We start from the raw sequence: 15662 nt of genomic DNA on the forward strand, positions 1-15662 counted from the left end.
GCACCTCTCAATTTTTCGGACCGACCGGTCGTAACGTCTGGAAGTCAGCCGACGAAGTAAAGGCTGTCCACGCCGGAATTGCCGTCTTCGTAAAGAAGGCCGAAAGGTTGAGCGCTATGTCGGAGAAGTCCATCGCCCATTCTCGGAGGGTCCGCTCTGCGGCCGCCGGTGCCGTACTAGCTCTCGGATTGGCGGTGGGCGGCACGGGAATTGCATCGGCAGAGCCGGAAACCGTGTGTACCCCGAGCGCTGATCCGCTGGTGACCTGCGCCGAGGAAGAGGCAGCTGCCACCACCGACGCCGACGCGGCGACGAGCACCGAGACCACGCCGGAGAAGGTTGAAGCCGGGGTCGCCGGCACGGGCAGTGCCGAAACCGCTGGTACGGACGCTGCAGCACTGGCGGAAGCCGAAGCAAAAGCCAAGGCAGCTGCCGACGCGGCAGCGAAGGCCGCCGAAGCAGCCGCGACGGCAGGGGTCGACTCGTCCGCAGCGACAGACACTTCGGTGAAGGCGACCGAGGCAATGACCCAGGCGAGCGTCGAGGCAACCAAGGCGGCGGTCGAATCGACCAAGGCCAAGGCGGAGGCCGGGGCCGCGGAACAGTCTGCCAAGGAAGCCGAAGAGGCGGCCAAGGTTGCGGAGTCCGCGGCGGCCGATGCCAAGGAGGTAGCAAAAACAGCTCAGGCAGAAGCCGACGCGGCCGCAGCCAAGGCTGCGGAACTCGAGGAGGCTGCGAAGGCCGCCGGTTCGGGGCCCAAGACCGAAGAGGCAGCAAAGGCGCGCGCCGAGGCTAATGCTCTGCAGGCCAAGGCCGATGAGGCGAAGGCTGCCGCGGATGCAAACGCCAAGCTGGTTGCGGACAAGAACAAGGAAGCCGAGGAAGCCTTCAAGAACTGGGATTTCGCGAAGGCAGCCGTCGCTAAGGCTCAGGCGCTGGCCGCGGCTTGGAACGCCAAGCAGCTCGCGATCACCGTCAAGGAAACTCAGAAGGTGGCCACCGCCGCTGAAACCACGGCCAAGGCAGCCGAGTCCGCAGCTGCCACCGAGGTAGAAGCTGCTACCGCCGCTCGTAAGGCCGCAGATGAAGCGGCGGCTACTGCGGCTTCCGCGCAGAAGGATGCCGACGCTGCGCAGAAGGCCGCGGAGACGGCCCAGGCCGAAGCCGATGCTGCGGGCGAGGCTGCCACCGACAAGCGAGCCATCGCCGACGAAAAGGCTGCCGAAGCCGCCAAGAAGGCCGAAGCTGCCGAAGCGGCGAGCAAGAAGGCGCAGGATCTCTACCTGGCCGCCGAAGACGCGAAGGCCGCAGCCGACGCCGCGGCAGCAAAGGCCAAGGAAGCTCAGGCCGCTGCAGCCGCCGCAAAGGCCGAAGCGGATGCAGCGCAGAAGATCGTCGACGAGCTCAAGGCAAAGGGCGAGAAGGAGATCGACAACGGAACAGGCGTCGGCGGTGAAGTGATCATCGGTGAGCACACTGACGACGGCTCCGGGGTCACGAAGGTCGACGAGACCACCGCTGTAGTGAACAAGACCGGCGTCAAGCTGGTCGGCTACTACAACAACAAGGGAGCCTTCGACGTCGTCGACTACTACGTCACCGATGCCGACGGCGATCCGGCGCTCGCCGGAAGCCTGCCCCCGGTCGACCTTGCTCTCGGTGACACCGCAAGCAGCAGCACCAGCGGTAGCAGCAACTCCAACCTGCCGGCTGTATTGATCGGCGTCGGAGTCGTGGGCGCTGCCGCCGCAGCAGCTACGACGGTGGTTGTTCGTCGCAAGCGTCATGACGGCCCGGGCAACACGTCTGCGTAGCGCCGGCCTCTCGGCGGTAGCGATCCTCGCCCTCCTCGTATCCGGATGTTCGGGCGAGAACGCGGGATCGCTACCTGACCGCTCGCCGGTGCAGTCGCATATCGCGGCTGCACCGGCTTCGGTGACCGTCGATCCGGCAGAACCCGAGAGGATCGAGTTGAGGTCTGCGTCCGGGGTCACGTACCTGAGCAGTCCGTTGCACTCGGAGAAACTGATGCGCGGCGGCGAGAGTGGGCAGCAACTGAATCCCGTCGACGAACTGCCGGTGTGGTGGGGTGAAAGCGGAATGCCGGGAACGTCGACCACACAAACAGTTGTCGTGGTCGGCCACAACTACACCACTCGCGAAGCACCGTTCCGGGCGCTCCGGGTAGTGGAGCCGGGCGATCGAATTCTCCTGGGTACACCGAACGGCACGCTTGAGTACGACGTCGAAACAGTCGGACCGCTGCACAAAGGTTCGCTGCTGGGCGCTCACGAGTTGCGCGAATCGGTTCCGGGACGGCTGATCCTCGCCAATTGTGATGTCGTCGAAGGAGAGTCGACCGACGACAATTACGTTGTCATCGCCCAGCTGGCAGCGCGCTGAATCCGTGGCAGTGCAAGAATAGGTACATGGATTCCCTCGGACTTCTCTCGGAACTGGTAGCTCTCGACACGGTCTCGGGGGAGGCAGCTCCTCAACGGCGGGCGATGGATTCGATTGTCTCGTTGGTTCTCTCACGTGCGCCACAGGCGAAGGTGGAGTCAGACCTGACCGGCAATCATCCCTGGGCCTTGATCACCAACGAAGCTGCACCCTCGGCCGCGAGACTACTGTTCGCCTGCCACGTGGACACGGTGCCAGTGGGCACTGTCTCCGACTGGGAGTTCGACCCGTACGCCGCACAGGTCGACGGCGAATTGTTCCTCGGCAGAGGGACATCGGATATGAAGGCCGGCCTTGTTGCCGCTACTGCCGCGGTTGTCGACGCTTTCGAACGTGGAGTCCCGGTCGCGCTGTTGCTGACGAGCGACGAGGAAATCGGATCGCTCGGGGCTGTTCGTTCGGCCGACGCCGTTGCGAATCTCGAGGTCGGGGCCGTCATCGTTCCCGAGGCGACCGGCAATCGCATCAACCTGGGGCACCGCGGCGCACTGTGGCTCGAAGTGTCCGTCAAAGGAAAAGCCGCGCACGGGAGTACGCCGCAGCGAGGAACCAACGCCGTCCTCAAACTGCTTGACGTCGTCGACCGAGCCCGGCGTGAGCTTCCGCTGTCGTCCGACGCGTTTCTGGGTGCCGAAACCTGGAACCTCGGCTTGGTCGGCGGGGGTTCGGCTCCGAACATCGTGCCGGACAGTGCACGTGCGGTGATCGATCACCGCACGGTGGGAGACGGCGCCGACCTGCTCGCGTGGTGGCGAGCCCAACCAGAAGTCGACTCGGTGGAGACGTCGATTCATCTGGGAGGTGTGCGTACCGACGCGTCGGATCCGTGGTTGGCTACCTTGCCTATCCCTGTTGCAACCGAACCGGTTTCGTACTTCACCGACGCTTCGGTACTGGCCGCCGCCGCCCCTGGTGCTCCCGTCGTGATCTGGGGCCCTGGCACTCCCTCGCTGATGCATGCGGCCAACGAAAGCGTCAAGGTTTCCGAACTGGACGATGCGATCGCTGCTTACGGTGCGGTTGCCGCCGCTTGGCCGACGGTGGACTGACGGACAATCAGTTCAGGAGCAAGCGCGATGTGGGCTGTCGACTCGGAAGAGTTGTTCATCGCCTGATCCAGAAGTCGCACAGCTTCTTCCGCGATTCTTTCCTGCGGCTGCCCGACGGTGGTCAACGGCGGGTTGCACAATTCGGAGAATGGGATGTTGTCGAAACCGGTGACCAGAACGTCGCCGGGAACGTCGATGCCCAATGTGTGACACGTCTGCAACACGCCAAGTGCGATCAAGTCGTCGGCGCAGACCAGGGCGTCGGGGCGAGTTTTGCCGGTCAGGATGATGTTGGATGCCGTGCGCCCCCACTCGATCGAGTACTCGCCGAGTTGTGTCCACTCGTCACGAGTTTCGATGCCCATTCGATCCGCGTGGCGGAAGAAGCCGGCCCGGCGAAGTTCTGTTGACGAATTGGTCAGCTCGGAACTGATGAAGGCGGCTGATTGCGCGCCACGCTCGGACAGATGCTCCATCACCAGGGATTGAGCGGCGTCGTCGTCGACGCCGACCCAGTCCGTCTGGGTATCCATTGCAAACCGGTCCAGTTGAACGACCGGAAGCGTTGCCGCGCTGGCTCGGACGGCTTCGGCACTCAGTTCGCCGTGGCACGGGCTGATGATGATTCCGTCCACTTGCCGGGAGACGAGCGACTTGAGTCGCTGCGCTTCCACGTCGGGATCGGAACGAGAATCGCACAGGAACAGTTGTAGTCCGCGCCGAGCGAGGACGTGTTCGACGTTGACCACCAGCGAAGTGAAGAAGGGGTTCGCGATACTCGGAACCACCATTCCGACGGTGTCCGTCCGATTGCGACGCAGTGAGCTGGCGATGATGTTTCCCGAGTATCCGAGAGAATCCGCGGCTCGTTTGATCGTCGCTGCAAGCTCGTCCGAGACAGGGCGGGAGCCGGACAGTGCCCGCGACACGGTGGCCGTCGACACCCCGGCCAGTTCCGCGACATCGCGAATGGTCGCCTTGCGCATGCGTCCCCCGTTTTCTGCTCGATTCGGGTCCGAGGTTATCGAACCGCACGGTCCAGTGTCCCGCATGTAACGCGATTGAGGCAATCGTTTACAAATTCGAATTGTGAAATCCTTGACACAACCCGGTGTTGATCGCATAACCTGCTAATTCATCAAGGCAATCGATTACATCGTGTGCAGATCTTGTGCATGGACATACAGCGCAAATCTTGCGCATGGAATGGGGTAGCTGAAGTGACCGCATCACCGCTCGGAGTCTTTCCGCCCAAGCCCTCGGCGCTGGCAGAGATGTTCACCGGCACGCCATCTCTCATCGGGGCCATTCACCTCCCGGCCCTGCCGGGCAGCCCGCACTACACCGGGCAGCCGGTTTCGGAAATTGCTCGCTTCGCCGTCGAGGAAGCACACGCGTATGTCGACAACGGTTTCGACGGGGTGATCGTCGAAAATCACTGGGACATACCGTTCCTCAAGCCCGGCGAACACGGATACGAAACCGCCGCGAGCATGGGAGTCATCACGGCAGCGGTGGTCGGCGAGTTCGGCAAGGCCGTCGGCGTCAGCATCCTGTCCAACGCCGGCGAGTGCGGAGTGGCCGCAGCGTGGGCGGCAGGCGCGAGTTTTGTGCGCGTCAATCAGTGGGCCAATGCCTACATTGCCAATGAGGGCTTCATCGAGGGCCAGGCCGCCAAGACGACGCGCTTCCGCCATCGCATCGGCGCCGACCCGGTCCGGATCTTCGCTGACGTGCACGTCAAGCACGGTGCGCATGCCATTGTCGCGGACCGCACTGTCGCGGAACAGACCGAAGACGCCGAGTTCTTCGACGCAGATGTTCTGATCGCGACGGGTTCGCGCACCGGTGACGCCGCTTCGGTCGACGAGGTTTCCGTGATCCGAGACAACACCGTTCTTCCCGTGATCATCGGATCCGGCATCACGGCTGCCAATGTCGCAGCGCTGATGAAGGAATGCGACGGCGCCATAGTTGCATCCTCGGTGAAGGACAATGGACGCTGGTGGGGACGGGTCGCAGGCGAGAAGGTCCGCGAACTGTCCCGGGCCGCAGGAAAGTAACCATGATTGTCTTTTGTGGATACGCCAACAACGATGTGACGGTACATGTCCCACACGTACCGGTACTCGGTGAGCGCGTTCAGGCAACGGCCATCAGTCAGATCGACGGTGGAATGAATGCAAATGCTGCGGTATCCGCGGCCAGAATGGGCGCGCAAGTGATCTTTGCCGGTGCCGTGGGCCCGGACGCGCGGTCCACCGAGTTTCTCGAATCCCTCGAGGCAGACGGCGTCGACACCAGTTGGTCGCCGCGAGATGCGTTCCTGTCGACGGCAGTTGTTCTCATCGCGCAGGACGGCGATCGCTCAATCATCAGCCAGGACGACCCGAACGATGCCGAACGAATCGGGGTTGTCATCACCCGATTGGCTGCTGCCGGTGGTGGACGGCTGTTCCTCGACGGATACCGTGCGGGCTTCCTGCCAGAGGGATTGCCGGGAAGCGTAAGTCTGGTAATCGATCTGGACGGTTGTGAAAACAAAGCCGCGGCACTGCGCGCGTTCGCTCTGGCCGACCACGTCGTCGTAGGGCGTGCCCTGTGGGAAGGCGAGTTCGGGATCGGTTTCGACCAGTGGCAGACTCTGGCCGCCGAGCACCACACCCACCTGCTGGTGACCGACGGCTCGCGAGGTTGGACACTGGCCACACCGGACGGCGAGGTGACGAGCGAACCGGCAGTAGTGGTCGACGTCGTCGATGCCGTCGGGGCCGGTGATTGCTTCGGCGGTACGTACATCGCTTTTGTCGACGCCGGGCGCTCACCGGTGGACGCCGCACGACTCGCCGGGGCATCGGCTGCATTGGCTTGCGCCACCGCAGGCCCCCGCGGATGCCCCACCCGAGATGAATTGGACAGCTTCACAGCAACATTGACCCCTCACACCCTTTGGGAGACTCGATGATGAAACGTGCATTGCCTCTGGCGCTGGGAGCTGCAGTCGCGCTCACGCTCACCGCTTGTGACTCGGCTTCGTCGAGTGACTCGAAGGACGCATCGGGGGGCTCGTCCATCCCGCAGCCGACCCGGGTCGCCGAAAGCTGTGACGGGACGAACGGCAAGCTCAAGGTCGGTCTGGTGACCATCAACCTCCAGGCGCTGTACTTCAACCAGATCAACAATGCCGCGAAGAACGTCGCGGACAAGGCAGGCGTCGACCTGCAGATCATCAGCGGCAACGACGATTCCGTCGCGCAGGCCAACGCCTTCGACAATCTGATCGCCGCCGGAGTCGACGCGATCATCGTCGATGCAATCGACACGGACGGAATCAAGCCGTCGGTGGTCAAGGCCAAGAACGCGGGCATCCCCGTCGTCGCGGTGGACGCGACCATCGACGATCCGGCACTGTCGACTCAGGTCGGTACGGCCAACGCCGAGGGTGGTGCCAAGATCGGAAACACCTTGGCCGACGTCGCGAACAACACCGGAACGGTCGGTATCGTCGGCGCGCTCAACAGCACTGTTCAGTTGGAGCGGCAGAAGGGCTTCACGGAGACCGTGACCGGCCGCGGAATGACCGTCGGCACCGTCGTGGACGGACGTAACATTCAGGAGAACGCACAGACCGCGGCGGAGAACCTGCTGACCGGCGGTGGCGACATGAAGTACGTCTACGCAACCGGTGAGCCGGCACTGATCGGTCTCGTCGCGGCGGTCAACAGTCAGAAGGCGCAGGATCGCATCGAAGCAGTCGGTTGGGATCTTTCGGATCAGGCGGTAGGCGGACTCAAAGCCGGTTGGCTTAAAGGCGTGGTCCAGCAGAACACCTTCGAATTCGGCCATGAGGCAATGAATTCGGCAATCGACCTGGCTTGCGGACGCGGCGCTCCGGCAAACATCCCGGTTCCCACCCAGATCGTGACCCCGGAGAACGTGGCCGACTACATGTACTACTTGGAGAAGTAATCATGGCACCTCCACTGATCGAACTCTCGGGCATCACCAAGTCGTACGGACCGGTGAAGTCCCTTCAAGGAGTGGACCTTCGGCTGGCGAAGGGTGAAGTACTCGGAGTGGTCGGCGACAACGGCGCCGGTAAGTCCACTCTGATGAAGATTCTCGCCGGTGCGGTTCAGCACGACGGCGGCGAAATGCGCGTCAACGGTGAACCAGTGCGCTTTTCGACGCCTCTCGACGCCCAGCAGAAAAAGATCGGAATCGTCTACCAGGATCTGGCTCTGTGCGACACGCTGGACGTCGCCAGCAACCTGTTCCTCGGCAGAGAACCGCGAAAAGGCCCCTTCCTCGACCGGCATGCCATGCACGAGAAGGCGGCTCACATTCTTGCCGACCTGCATGTCAAGGTGAAGTCGACCTACCAGGAGATCGGGCAACTGTCCGGCGGACAGCGGCAAACCGTCGCGATCGCCCGCGCAGTCTCCTTCCGCCCAGACGTACTGATCCTCGACGAGCCCACCGCAGCGCTTGCCGTCGCCGAGGTCGAGTCGGTGCTCAAGCTGATCACGGACGTCGCAGCGGCCGGCGTGGGCGTCATTCTCGTGACACACCGCCTGCAGGACCTGTTCCGCGTGTGTGACCGAATCACGGTCATGTACGAGGGGCAGAGTGTCGACGACGTTCCGATCGGCGACCTCAACATCGAGTCCCTCGTCGGACTCATCACTCGAACTCCGCTGCCGCAACGGACATCGGCAGCAACACAGGGAGCCACGGCATGACCACTCTCGAGAAGACCCAGGCGCCGATCGAGCGCAAGCTCGCCGCGAAACCCTCCTTGTGGGACAGCGTCAACAAGCCCACCCTCGCGATGCTGGCGGTGACAGTTGCTGTCGCAGCCGTCTTCTCGGCGACCACGTCGTCGTTCCTGACATTCACGAACCTGTCGAACCTGGCAACCCAGATCGCTCCGGTTCTGATCATCGCGGTGGCGATGACTTTCGTGATCACGGCAGGTCAGATCGACCTGTCCGTCGGTGCGATCGTCGCGTTCGTCGCGGCGATGAGTGCCGAGCTTATCCAGGCCGGCGTCGATTCGTCCCTGGTCTTCGTCGCCGCCCCGGTGATGGGTGCGGCCTGGGGCCTGGTCAACGGATGGCTCGCTGCCTATCAGGGTATTCCGCCGTTCATCGTGACTCTGGCGACGATGTCCGTCATTCGCGGTATCGCGCTGTATCGGACCGAAGGATTCTCCGTTCCGGTTCCTGCCGACACTTACTTCGCGAAGCTCGGAACTGCTGAGTTCCTCGGGTTCTCCGCCAGCGCCTGGATTGCTCTCGTCGTCGTGGTCATCGGAGCAATTGCGCTCAACCGCATGCGCTTCGGGCGCTATGTCACCGGTATCGGCTCCAACGTCGAATCCGTGCGACGGTCCGGCGTCAACACGCGTCGTGTGCTCATGATGACGCTCGTCTTCACCGGCTTGGCTGCCGGTATCGCGGGACTGCTGATCGCGGCTCGACTGGGCTCGGGTTCGGCCAACTCCGCAACGGGATTCGAGCTCACCGTGATCACCGCGGTGGTTCTCGGTGGCACCAATCTCTTCGGCGGTCGCGGCACCGTGATCGGTACCGTCATCGGCGCCGTCCTGACCGGAATCATCGCCAACGGATTGACCCTGCTCGGCGTGAGCCCGTTCCTGACGCCGATCATCACCGGTGTCGTTCTGCTACTGGCCATCTGGATCAACATGCGCGGACATACACTGAGCGCGCTGTGGCGACACCTGCAGTCCGCACCGTCGGGGCCTGCACGCTCATGAGCAAGGTTCGTACTGTCACGGGAACCGTGGACAGCTCGGAACTCGGACTGGTTCTCCCACACGAACATCTGCACAACGACGTCACCGGTGCGTACACCGAGGCCCCGGATCCGGTTGTGGCACAGCGGTTGGCCGGTCCGGTACGCGCCGAGGATGCCTGGCTTCTTCACGACAATCCGTATTACAGTCTCGACAATTGTCGAGTCGACGACGGATCGGCCGTGGTGGAAGACCTTGCGGACTTCGCCCGCCTCGGTGGTCGGACGATCGTCGATCTGACACCGCCGGGACTGGGCCGGGCACCGGAGAAGCTGGCGGAGTTCTCGCGAAAGTCAGACGTGCGAGTGATCATGGGTTCAGGGTGGTACCTCGAGACGACCCATCCGGTCGAGGTCCACGAACTCGGTGTCGACGATCTGGCAGGTTCGCTCGTCGAGGAGTTCGATCCGGCAAAGGAATTGGCTCCTGGCGTGATCGGGGAGATCGGAGTCTCCCCGCTCTTCACTCAGAACGAGGCGAAAGCGTTGCGGGCGGCATGCATCGCCCAGCGCGAGGTGGACGTGCCCCTGTTCGTCCACCTTCCGGGCTGGCAGCGCGTGGGACATCACGTCGTCGACATCGTGGTCGACGAGATGGGCGTCGATCCGCAAGCAGTGGTCCTGTGCCACATGGACCCGTCCGGACACGACGCCGACTACCAACGATCGCTCGCCGACCGCGGTGTCTTTCTCGAGTTCGACATGATCGGGATGCCTTTCGATTTCCCCGGCGAGGGTCTTTCTCCGCATCCGGCGGAAACAGCCACTGCGGTAGCCGGATTGGTCACCTCCGGTCACGCATCACAGCTCCTGCTCAGTCACGACCTCTTCCTCAAATCAATGCTCAGAAAGCACGGCGGAAACGGATTCTCCTACGTACCACTCGCCTTCGCCGCCCGATTGGTGCGCGCAGGCGTAGATCCCCAGCAAGTGTCCGCACTGATGCGAGACAACCCGAGGTCGCTCTTCGAGCAGGCCGCGAAAGGAAACAGAAGCAGTCATGGGTAAACGAGTACTGATCGCCGGCGAGAGCTGGATGACGACGTCGACGCACGTCAAGGGCGTCGACGAGTTCAGTGTCCATTCCTACGTCGAGGGTGTCGGTCCGCTTCGGGATGCGCTCACCTCACGTGGCCACGACGTGACACACATGCCCGCACACCTGGTGCCGACGCAGTTCCCCGGTACCGCAGAAGCGTTGTCCCAGTTCGACGTCGTCGTTCTCTCCGACATCGGAGCGAACTCGCTGCAGCTGGCTCCCGGCGTGTTCGACCAGTTCCGCGCCGGCGAGGATCGTCTTGTCGCGCTTCGTGACTGGGTGAACGCCGGAGGCTCACTGATGATGATCGGTGGCTACCTCTCGTTCTCCGGGTTCCAGGCGCGAGCAGCTTTCCGCCAGACCGCGATCGCCGAGGTACTGCCCGTGACGATGCTGGCCGAGGACGATCGCGTCGAGACACCGGCCGGGATCGTTCCCACCGTCGTCGATGCTGCTCACCCGGCTCTCGGTGGTGCCGGCGATTCCTGGCCGGCGCTCCTGGGATACAACCGCGTCGTCGCGAAGGCCGGTGCCGTGGTTCCCGCCACCATCAACGGCGATCCGCTTGTCGCTGCCGGTGAATACGGCGCCGGACGGTCGATCGTCTTCACCTCGGACTGCTCGCCGCACTGGGCTCCGCCGGAGTTCTGTGAGCAGTGGCCCGGATACACCGACCTGTTCGACGGCTTGATCAGTTGGGTCGCCGGCGAATGAGTCGCTCCTCAGACCTGCTCGCGCGGCAGCAGAGTAATCTCGCTGCCGCGCGGGCGGTTCCATTCATCGAGGACACCATCGGCGGGACGTTGAGTGATGAGGGATTCCGCCGGTACCTCGTGATCGAAGAGGCATTCGTACTGACGGCCGTCAAGGTGTTGGGGTTGGTGGTCGCCGAATCCCCAACGCTCGACGACGCGCTCGACCACGTGACGTCGATGTCGAACCTGGTGGGCGAACAGCGCGAGTACTTCGCGCAGTTGCGTTCCCGCTTCCCATATGAGGGTGACGCAGCGGCGCTGGTCGAGGAGTCGGCCGTGCTGTCCACGCATGCCTTGACCCTCGCTCGCGAAGAGGGGAGGGCGGCGGCCCTGGTTGGTATGTACGCCGCGGAAACCCTGTATCTGTCGTGGTGCCGGGAGGCGGCGGCAGTGAAGGTAGATCGCGAACCAGCGTTGCAGGACTGGGTGGACATGCATGTCGCTCCGCCGTTCGTGTCCCAGGTGGCGGTGCTGGCGTGCGAAGTGGACGCCATGCCGAGGTCAGTGAGCGACGAGGACCTGGATCGGTGGTTCTCGGGCATGCTGGTCGCAGAGATCGATTTTCACAACGTGGTGGTGTGAGGTACTGCTGTGCGCCTTTATTAACCCCCGGCGGTTAATAAAGGCGCACAGCAAAAGGCCCGTAGGTCGCTTTCGCAACCTACGGGCCTCTTCTTTGTAGCGGGGACAGGATTTGAACCTGCGACCTCTGGGTTATGAGCCCAGCGAGCTACCGAGCTGCTCCACCCCGCGTCGGTGTGAAACCAACAGTACACGACTTCTGGAGGCGCAATTACCACCCCTGTCACCGGCCGGAGTGGGCGCTTTCCGAGTAGTAACCGCGGATGTGGCCGACTATGCGCTGACGTGCGAGTTCGCCGTTACCCGCGTTGACCGCATCTACCAATCCTCGGTGCTCGTCACGCAGTCGCATGCAGGTGCTCGGCCAGCTGTCGACCTGGACGCCCGCGAGAACGTAGGCCTCGATGGACTCGCGCAGGCCGGTCATCATGGCTGCGATCACCTGATTGCCCGCCGCATCGGCGAGCGCCACGTGGAACTGTGCGTCGAGTAGCAAGAATTCCTCGGCCGAGAGAGCTGCGTCCTCCATCGAGTCGAGCAGTTCGACGGCCGCGCGGAGGTCGGGTGCCGGGGTCCGCGATGCCAGGGACTGCATCACCTCGGATTCGAGTACGAGTCGTGTCTTCACCACATCCGAGACCGGAAAGCCTTGTGCTGCAACCTGCATCCGCATCAGCATGGTCATACCGCCGGTCGGTTTGGCCACGATCATCGCGCCGGACGTCGGGCCGGAGCCAGTCTGCGCCTTGAGGAGGCCGAGTGCTTCCATGACCCGCAACGCTTCTCGGACCGATGACCGTCCGACGCCCAACTCTGCTGCCAGAATTCTCTCTCCCGGCAGGCGCTGGCCAGGAGACACCTCGCCTGAAACGAGCCGACGTTCGAGGTGGCTCAGTACTTGTTCCCACGCTCGCGGGCTCGGCTCGGTCGGCATGAGGCAAGAGCATAACCGGGTGGACGCCGTTTATGGGGTGGCCTGTCCGGGGATGTATTACTGTGGTCAGACCACACCGACAGATTGCGGGGAACCACATGCGAGTAGCGCTGTTCGCCACCTGCATCGGGGACACGATGTTTCCCGACGCCGTCAAGGCCACCGCCCTCCTGCTCACCCGTCTCGGGCACGACGTCGTGTTTCCGTCCGGGCAGACCTGCTGCGGGCAGATGCACGTCAATACCGGCTATCAGCCGGGCGCACTACCGCTGGTCGCGAACTACGCCGATACCTTCGGTGATGCGTCGATCGACGCCGTTGTCGCACCATCGGGGTCGTGCGTCGGCTCGGTCCGTCATCAACACGAGATCGTCGCCGAGCGCTACGGCACCGCGTCGCTGTGTGGACAGGTGCAGACCGTGAAGGCAAAGACGTACGAGCTTTCCGAATTCCTCGTGGACGTTCTCGGGGTCACCGATGTGGGCGCGTACTTCCCGCACCGAGTCACCTATCACCCGACCTGTCACTCACTGCGCATGTTGAGGGTGGGGGACAAGCCACTTCAGTTGCTGCGCAACGTCCGCGACATCGATCTGGTCGAACTCCCCGAAGCAGATTCCTGCTGTGGATTCGGCGGCACCTTCGCCATCAAGAATGCGGAGACTTCGACGGCCATGCTGGCGGACAAGATTCGCCACGTTGCGGACACCGGCGCCGAATTCTGCAGCGCCGGAGACTCGTCGTGCCTCATGCATATCGGCGGCGGTATGTCGCGACTGCAGATGGGCGCCAAGACCATTCACCTCGCGGAGATTCTGGCGTCGGTGGAAAGCCGGGTGCACGCATGAGCGCTGTGACGCTGGGTCTGCCCAGCTTCCCGCCGAGGTCGCCCGAGGGTGCAGGGTTCCTGCGAGGTACTGAGAAATTCCCCGTCGCAGCACATCACGAGCTGGCCAACGCGCAACTGCGACGCAATATCGGCAAGGCGACGCACACCATCCGTGCCAAGCGCATCAACGTGACTGGAGAGCTTCCCGATTGGGAAGACCTGCGTGATGCGGGTTCGGCGATCAAGGCCGACGTCATGGCGCGGTTGCCGGAACTGCTCGAACAGTTCGAAGCTGCAGTCATCGCGCGCGGTGGGCAGGTGCATTGGGCGGCGGATGCCAACGAGGCCAACGCCATTGTGACCGAACTTGTCAAAGCCACCGGCTCCGACGAGGTCATCAAGGTCAAGTCGATGGCCACGCAGGAGATCGGTCTCAACGAGCATCTCGAAGCCCACGGAATCACCGCCTACGAGACCGATCTCGCGGAATTGATCGTCCAGCTCGGCCATGACAAACCGTCGCACATCCTGGTTCCCGCGATCCATCGCAACAGGTCCGAGATTCGGGAGATATTCCTTCGCGAGATGCCAGATGTCGATCCGAACCTCGGGGAGAACCCGGCCGAACTTGCCGCAGCTGCACGAAAGTTCTTACGCCACAAGTTCATGACGACGCCGGTCGCCGTCTCCGGCGCCAATTTCGGCATCGCGGACACGGGCACTCTGACCGTCGTGGAGTCGGAGGGCAACGGGCGAATGTGCCTGACGCTGCCGAAAACACTGATCACCGTGATGGGCATCGAGAAGATTCTGCCGACGTATCAGGATCTGGAGGTCTTCCTGCAACTGCTGCCGCGGTCCTCGACGGGCGAGCGGATGAACCCGTACACCTCCATGTGGACCGGCGTCACGCCCGACGACGGTCCACAGGAGTTCCACCTGGTCCTCCTCGACAACGGTCGGACTGCCGCGCTTGCCGACAAGATCGGGAGGGAAGCCCTGAGCTGCATACGGTGCTCGGCGTGTCTGAACGTGTGCCCGGTCTACGAGCGCACCGGCGGTCACGCCTACGGATCGACCTATCCGGGACCGATCGGCGCGGTGCTGACTCCGCAGCTCGCGGGCATGCATGGCAAAGACGATCCCAACTCGACGCTTCCCTTTGCCTCGAGTCTGTGCGGTGCGTGCTTCGACGCCTGCCCGGTCAAGATCGACATACCCTCGCTGCTCGTCGAATTGCGTCACCAAAAGGTCGAGCAATCCGGTGTCACAGCAGAGTCTTTGGCGATGAAAGCCGCCTCTCTGGCGATGTCGACCGAGGGCCGGTGGACGTTGGCTCAGAAAGCTGCCGGGCTCGGACGCGTCGTGGCCGGCAGGAAAGGGAAGATCTCTACGTTGCCACCTCCATTGAACGGTTGGACAGCTGCCAGAGACATTCCCGCACCGCCCAAGCAGACCTTCCGATCCTGGTGGGACTCCGACGAAGGCCGCGCGGCATTGGACGAGGCTCGTCGTGACGGGAAGGCGGACAGATGAATTCACGTGAAGTGGTGCTCGGACGCATTCGTGATGCCATCACCTTGGCGCCCGCCCGCGAAGGCGAGATACCGCGAAACTACCGGACTGGCAGAACCATGTCCGACGGGGAACTCATCGATTTGTTCGTCGACCGTCTGGTGGACTACAAGGCGCACGTTCACCATTGCGCTGCAACAGAAATCGCCGAGGCCGTCGCCGGAATACTGAGAGAGCACGGACTACACACTCTGGGGATCCCCGCCGGCCTCGACCGATCATGGGTAGCCGGATTCGACGGAACGCTGGTGGTGGACAGCCCGGACGTACCGGCTCCTGAACTCGAGAACCTCGACGCCGTTGTCACCGGCTCGAAGGTATCGTGCGCCGAAACCGGCACCATCTTCCTCGACGCCGGTCCATCACAGGGACGCCGTGCGTTGACACTGGTACCGGACACACACATCTGCGTCGTGTATCGCAGCAGTGTGGAAGTGGGAGTGCCGGAGGCGATTGCGAAGCTGACACCGGAGCGCCCCACCACCATGATCAGCGGCCCGTCGGCGACCTCCGACATCGAACTCGAGCGCGTCGAAGGTGTCCATGGTCCGAGGAATCTTCACGTCGTCATCGTCGACGGTTGATTCCCGTCGAGCGGGAACTCGGAGGCAGCGGG

Annotated in this window: 16 protein-coding genes and 1 tRNA gene; 14 read left to right on the forward strand and 3 right to left on the reverse strand. The window is 63.1% G+C overall.

The genetic code is table 11. The features are described from left to right. Positions 1–116: 116 nt before the first annotated feature. From P3G66_RS00815 to P3G66_RS00825, 3 genes are read left to right on the forward strand one after another with little or no spacing between them, the layout of a single operon-like run. The gene (locus tag P3G66_RS00815) at positions 117–1814 is read left to right on the forward strand and encodes a hypothetical protein (RefSeq protein WP_081558474.1); all 1698 of its coding nucleotides are present in this window, start codon (positions 117–119) and stop codon (positions 1812–1814) included. Then, positions 1786–2403 carry a sortase gene (locus tag P3G66_RS00820; RefSeq protein WP_208690204.1) on the forward strand — a complete coding sequence of 206 codons (618 nt, stop codon included), beginning with the start codon at positions 1786–1788 and terminating at the stop codon, positions 2401–2403. Before P3G66_RS00815 ends, P3G66_RS00820 begins: the two co-directional genes overlap by 29 nt. 26 nt (positions 2404–2429) lie before the next feature. Further along, entirely contained in the window at positions 2430–3512 is a 1083-nt protein-coding gene (locus tag P3G66_RS00825) for a M20/M25/M40 family metallo-hydrolase (RefSeq protein ID WP_054828142.1), read from the forward strand. On the opposite strand, the gene P3G66_RS00830 is transcribed toward P3G66_RS00825, so the two are convergent. After that, positions 3473–4498: a LacI family DNA-binding transcriptional regulator gene (locus tag P3G66_RS00830; protein WP_003939717.1), complete on the reverse strand. Its 1026-nt coding sequence runs from the start codon at positions 4496–4498 to the stop codon at positions 3473–3475. The genes P3G66_RS00825 and P3G66_RS00830 overlap by 40 nt on opposite strands. 234 nt (positions 4499–4732) lie before the next feature. Here P3G66_RS00830 and P3G66_RS00835 point away from each other — a divergent pair, with 234 nt between their 5' ends. From P3G66_RS00835 to P3G66_RS00870, 8 genes are read left to right on the forward strand one after another with little or no spacing between them, the layout of a single operon-like run. Continuing rightward, on the forward strand, positions 4733–5575 hold the full coding sequence (locus P3G66_RS00835) for a BtpA/SgcQ family protein (RefSeq protein WP_003940276.1): 843 nt from the start codon (positions 4733–4735) through the stop codon (positions 5573–5575). Positions 5576–5577: 2 nt separating this feature from the next. Continuing rightward, complete coding sequence (locus tag P3G66_RS00840) at positions 5578–6477, forward strand: PfkB family carbohydrate kinase (RefSeq protein ID WP_276116073.1); 900 nt, start codon at positions 5578–5580, stop codon at positions 6475–6477. Further along, entirely contained in the window at positions 6474–7481 is a 1008-nt protein-coding gene (locus tag P3G66_RS00845; RefSeq protein ID WP_019745494.1) for a substrate-binding domain-containing protein, read from the forward strand. The genes P3G66_RS00840 and P3G66_RS00845 overlap by 4 nt, the downstream gene beginning before the upstream one ends. A gap of 2 nt (positions 7482–7483) precedes the next feature. Continuing rightward, positions 7484–8254: an ATP-binding cassette domain-containing protein gene (locus tag P3G66_RS00850; RefSeq protein ID WP_276116074.1), complete on the forward strand. Its 771-nt coding sequence runs from the start codon at positions 7484–7486 to the stop codon at positions 8252–8254. After that, complete coding sequence (locus tag P3G66_RS00855) at positions 8251–9294, forward strand: ABC transporter permease (protein WP_003939698.1); 1044 nt, start codon at positions 8251–8253, stop codon at positions 9292–9294. The genes P3G66_RS00850 and P3G66_RS00855 overlap by 4 nt, the downstream gene beginning before the upstream one ends. Next, entirely contained in the window at positions 9249–10340 is a 1092-nt protein-coding gene (locus P3G66_RS00860) for a phosphotriesterase (RefSeq protein ID WP_228232250.1), read from the forward strand. Before P3G66_RS00855 ends, P3G66_RS00860 begins: the two co-directional genes overlap by 46 nt. Further along, positions 10333–11085, forward strand: a complete 753-nt coding sequence (locus P3G66_RS00865) for a glutamine amidotransferase (protein ID WP_276116075.1) — start codon at positions 10333–10335, stop codon at positions 11083–11085. The genes P3G66_RS00860 and P3G66_RS00865 overlap by 8 nt, the downstream gene beginning before the upstream one ends. Beyond that, positions 11082–11708, forward strand: a complete 627-nt coding sequence (locus tag P3G66_RS00870; RefSeq protein WP_276116076.1) for a TenA family protein — start codon at positions 11082–11084, stop codon at positions 11706–11708. The genes P3G66_RS00865 and P3G66_RS00870 overlap by 4 nt, the downstream gene beginning before the upstream one ends. 97 nt (positions 11709–11805) lie before the next feature. Here P3G66_RS00870 and P3G66_RS00875 read toward each other — a convergent pair. Both P3G66_RS00875 and P3G66_RS00880 read right to left on the reverse strand, forming a co-directional pair. Then, positions 11806–11879, reverse strand: a tRNA-Met gene (locus tag P3G66_RS00875). Positions 11880–11931: 52 nt separating this feature from the next. Further along, entirely contained in the window at positions 11932–12642 is a 711-nt protein-coding gene (locus P3G66_RS00880; RefSeq protein ID WP_073512605.1) for an FCD domain-containing protein, read from the reverse strand. Between the two features lie 98 nt (positions 12643–12740). Here P3G66_RS00880 and P3G66_RS00885 point away from each other — a divergent pair, with 98 nt between their 5' ends. Genes P3G66_RS00885 through P3G66_RS00895 form a run of 3 tightly spaced genes read left to right on the forward strand, consistent with a single transcriptional unit; the run spans position 12741 to position 15630 of the window. Continuing rightward, positions 12741–13490, forward strand: coding sequence for a (Fe-S)-binding protein (locus P3G66_RS00885; protein ID WP_003940529.1), 750 nt, complete (start codon positions 12741–12743; stop codon positions 13488–13490). Continuing rightward, positions 13487–15007 carry a LutB/LldF family L-lactate oxidation iron-sulfur protein gene (locus P3G66_RS00890; RefSeq protein ID WP_003940584.1) on the forward strand — a complete coding sequence of 507 codons (1521 nt, stop codon included), beginning with the start codon at positions 13487–13489 and terminating at the stop codon, positions 15005–15007. The genes P3G66_RS00885 and P3G66_RS00890 overlap by 4 nt, the downstream gene beginning before the upstream one ends. After that, complete coding sequence (locus tag P3G66_RS00895) at positions 15004–15630, forward strand: LUD domain-containing protein (protein ID WP_030536567.1); 627 nt, start codon at positions 15004–15006, stop codon at positions 15628–15630. The genes P3G66_RS00890 and P3G66_RS00895 overlap by 4 nt, the downstream gene beginning before the upstream one ends. The last annotated feature ends 32 nt before the right edge of the window (positions 15631–15662 follow it).

The sequence above is a fragment of the Rhodococcus sp. C3V genome (genome assembly GCF_029269915.1).
GTDB lineage: Bacteria > Actinomycetota > Actinomycetes > Mycobacteriales > Mycobacteriaceae > Rhodococcus_F > Rhodococcus_F qingshengii.

Excerpts from the sequence above, each read along its gene's own strand:
- P3G66_RS00820 (WP_208690204.1), top strand. The coding sequence starts at position 1,786 with ATGACGGCCCGGGCAACACGTCTGCGTAGCGCCGGCCTCTCGGCGGTA.
- P3G66_RS00850 (WP_276116074.1), top strand. The coding sequence starts at position 7,484 with ATGGCACCTCCACTGATCGAACTCTCGGGCATCACCAAGTCGTACGGA.
- P3G66_RS00845 (WP_019745494.1), top strand. The coding sequence starts at position 6,474 with ATGATGAAACGTGCATTGCCTCTGGCGCTGGGAGCTGCAGTCGCGCTC.
- P3G66_RS00840 (WP_276116073.1), top strand. The coding sequence starts at position 5,578 with ATGATTGTCTTTTGTGGATACGCCAACAACGATGTGACGGTACATGTC.
- P3G66_RS00865 (WP_276116075.1), top strand. The coding sequence starts at position 10,333 with ATGGGTAAACGAGTACTGATCGCCGGCGAGAGCTGGATGACGACGTCG.
- P3G66_RS00880 (WP_073512605.1), bottom strand. The coding sequence starts at position 12,642 with ATGCCGACCGAGCCGAGCCCGCGAGCGTGGGAACAAGTACTGAGCCAC.
- P3G66_RS00890 (WP_003940584.1), top strand. The coding sequence starts at position 13,487 with ATGAGCGCTGTGACGCTGGGTCTGCCCAGCTTCCCGCCGAGGTCGCCC.
- P3G66_RS00885 (WP_003940529.1), top strand. The coding sequence starts at position 12,741 with ATGCGAGTAGCGCTGTTCGCCACCTGCATCGGGGACACGATGTTTCCC.
- P3G66_RS00855 (WP_003939698.1), top strand. The coding sequence starts at position 8,251 with ATGACCACTCTCGAGAAGACCCAGGCGCCGATCGAGCGCAAGCTCGCC.
- P3G66_RS00830 (WP_003939717.1), bottom strand. The coding sequence starts at position 4,498 with ATGCGCAAGGCGACCATTCGCGATGTCGCGGAACTGGCCGGGGTGTCG.
- P3G66_RS00815 (WP_081558474.1), top strand. The coding sequence starts at position 117 with ATGTCGGAGAAGTCCATCGCCCATTCTCGGAGGGTCCGCTCTGCGGCC.
- P3G66_RS00825 (WP_054828142.1), top strand. The coding sequence starts at position 2,430 with ATGGATTCCCTCGGACTTCTCTCGGAACTGGTAGCTCTCGACACGGTC.
- P3G66_RS00870 (WP_276116076.1), top strand. The coding sequence starts at position 11,082 with ATGAGTCGCTCCTCAGACCTGCTCGCGCGGCAGCAGAGTAATCTCGCT.
- P3G66_RS00895 (WP_030536567.1), top strand. The coding sequence starts at position 15,004 with ATGAATTCACGTGAAGTGGTGCTCGGACGCATTCGTGATGCCATCACC.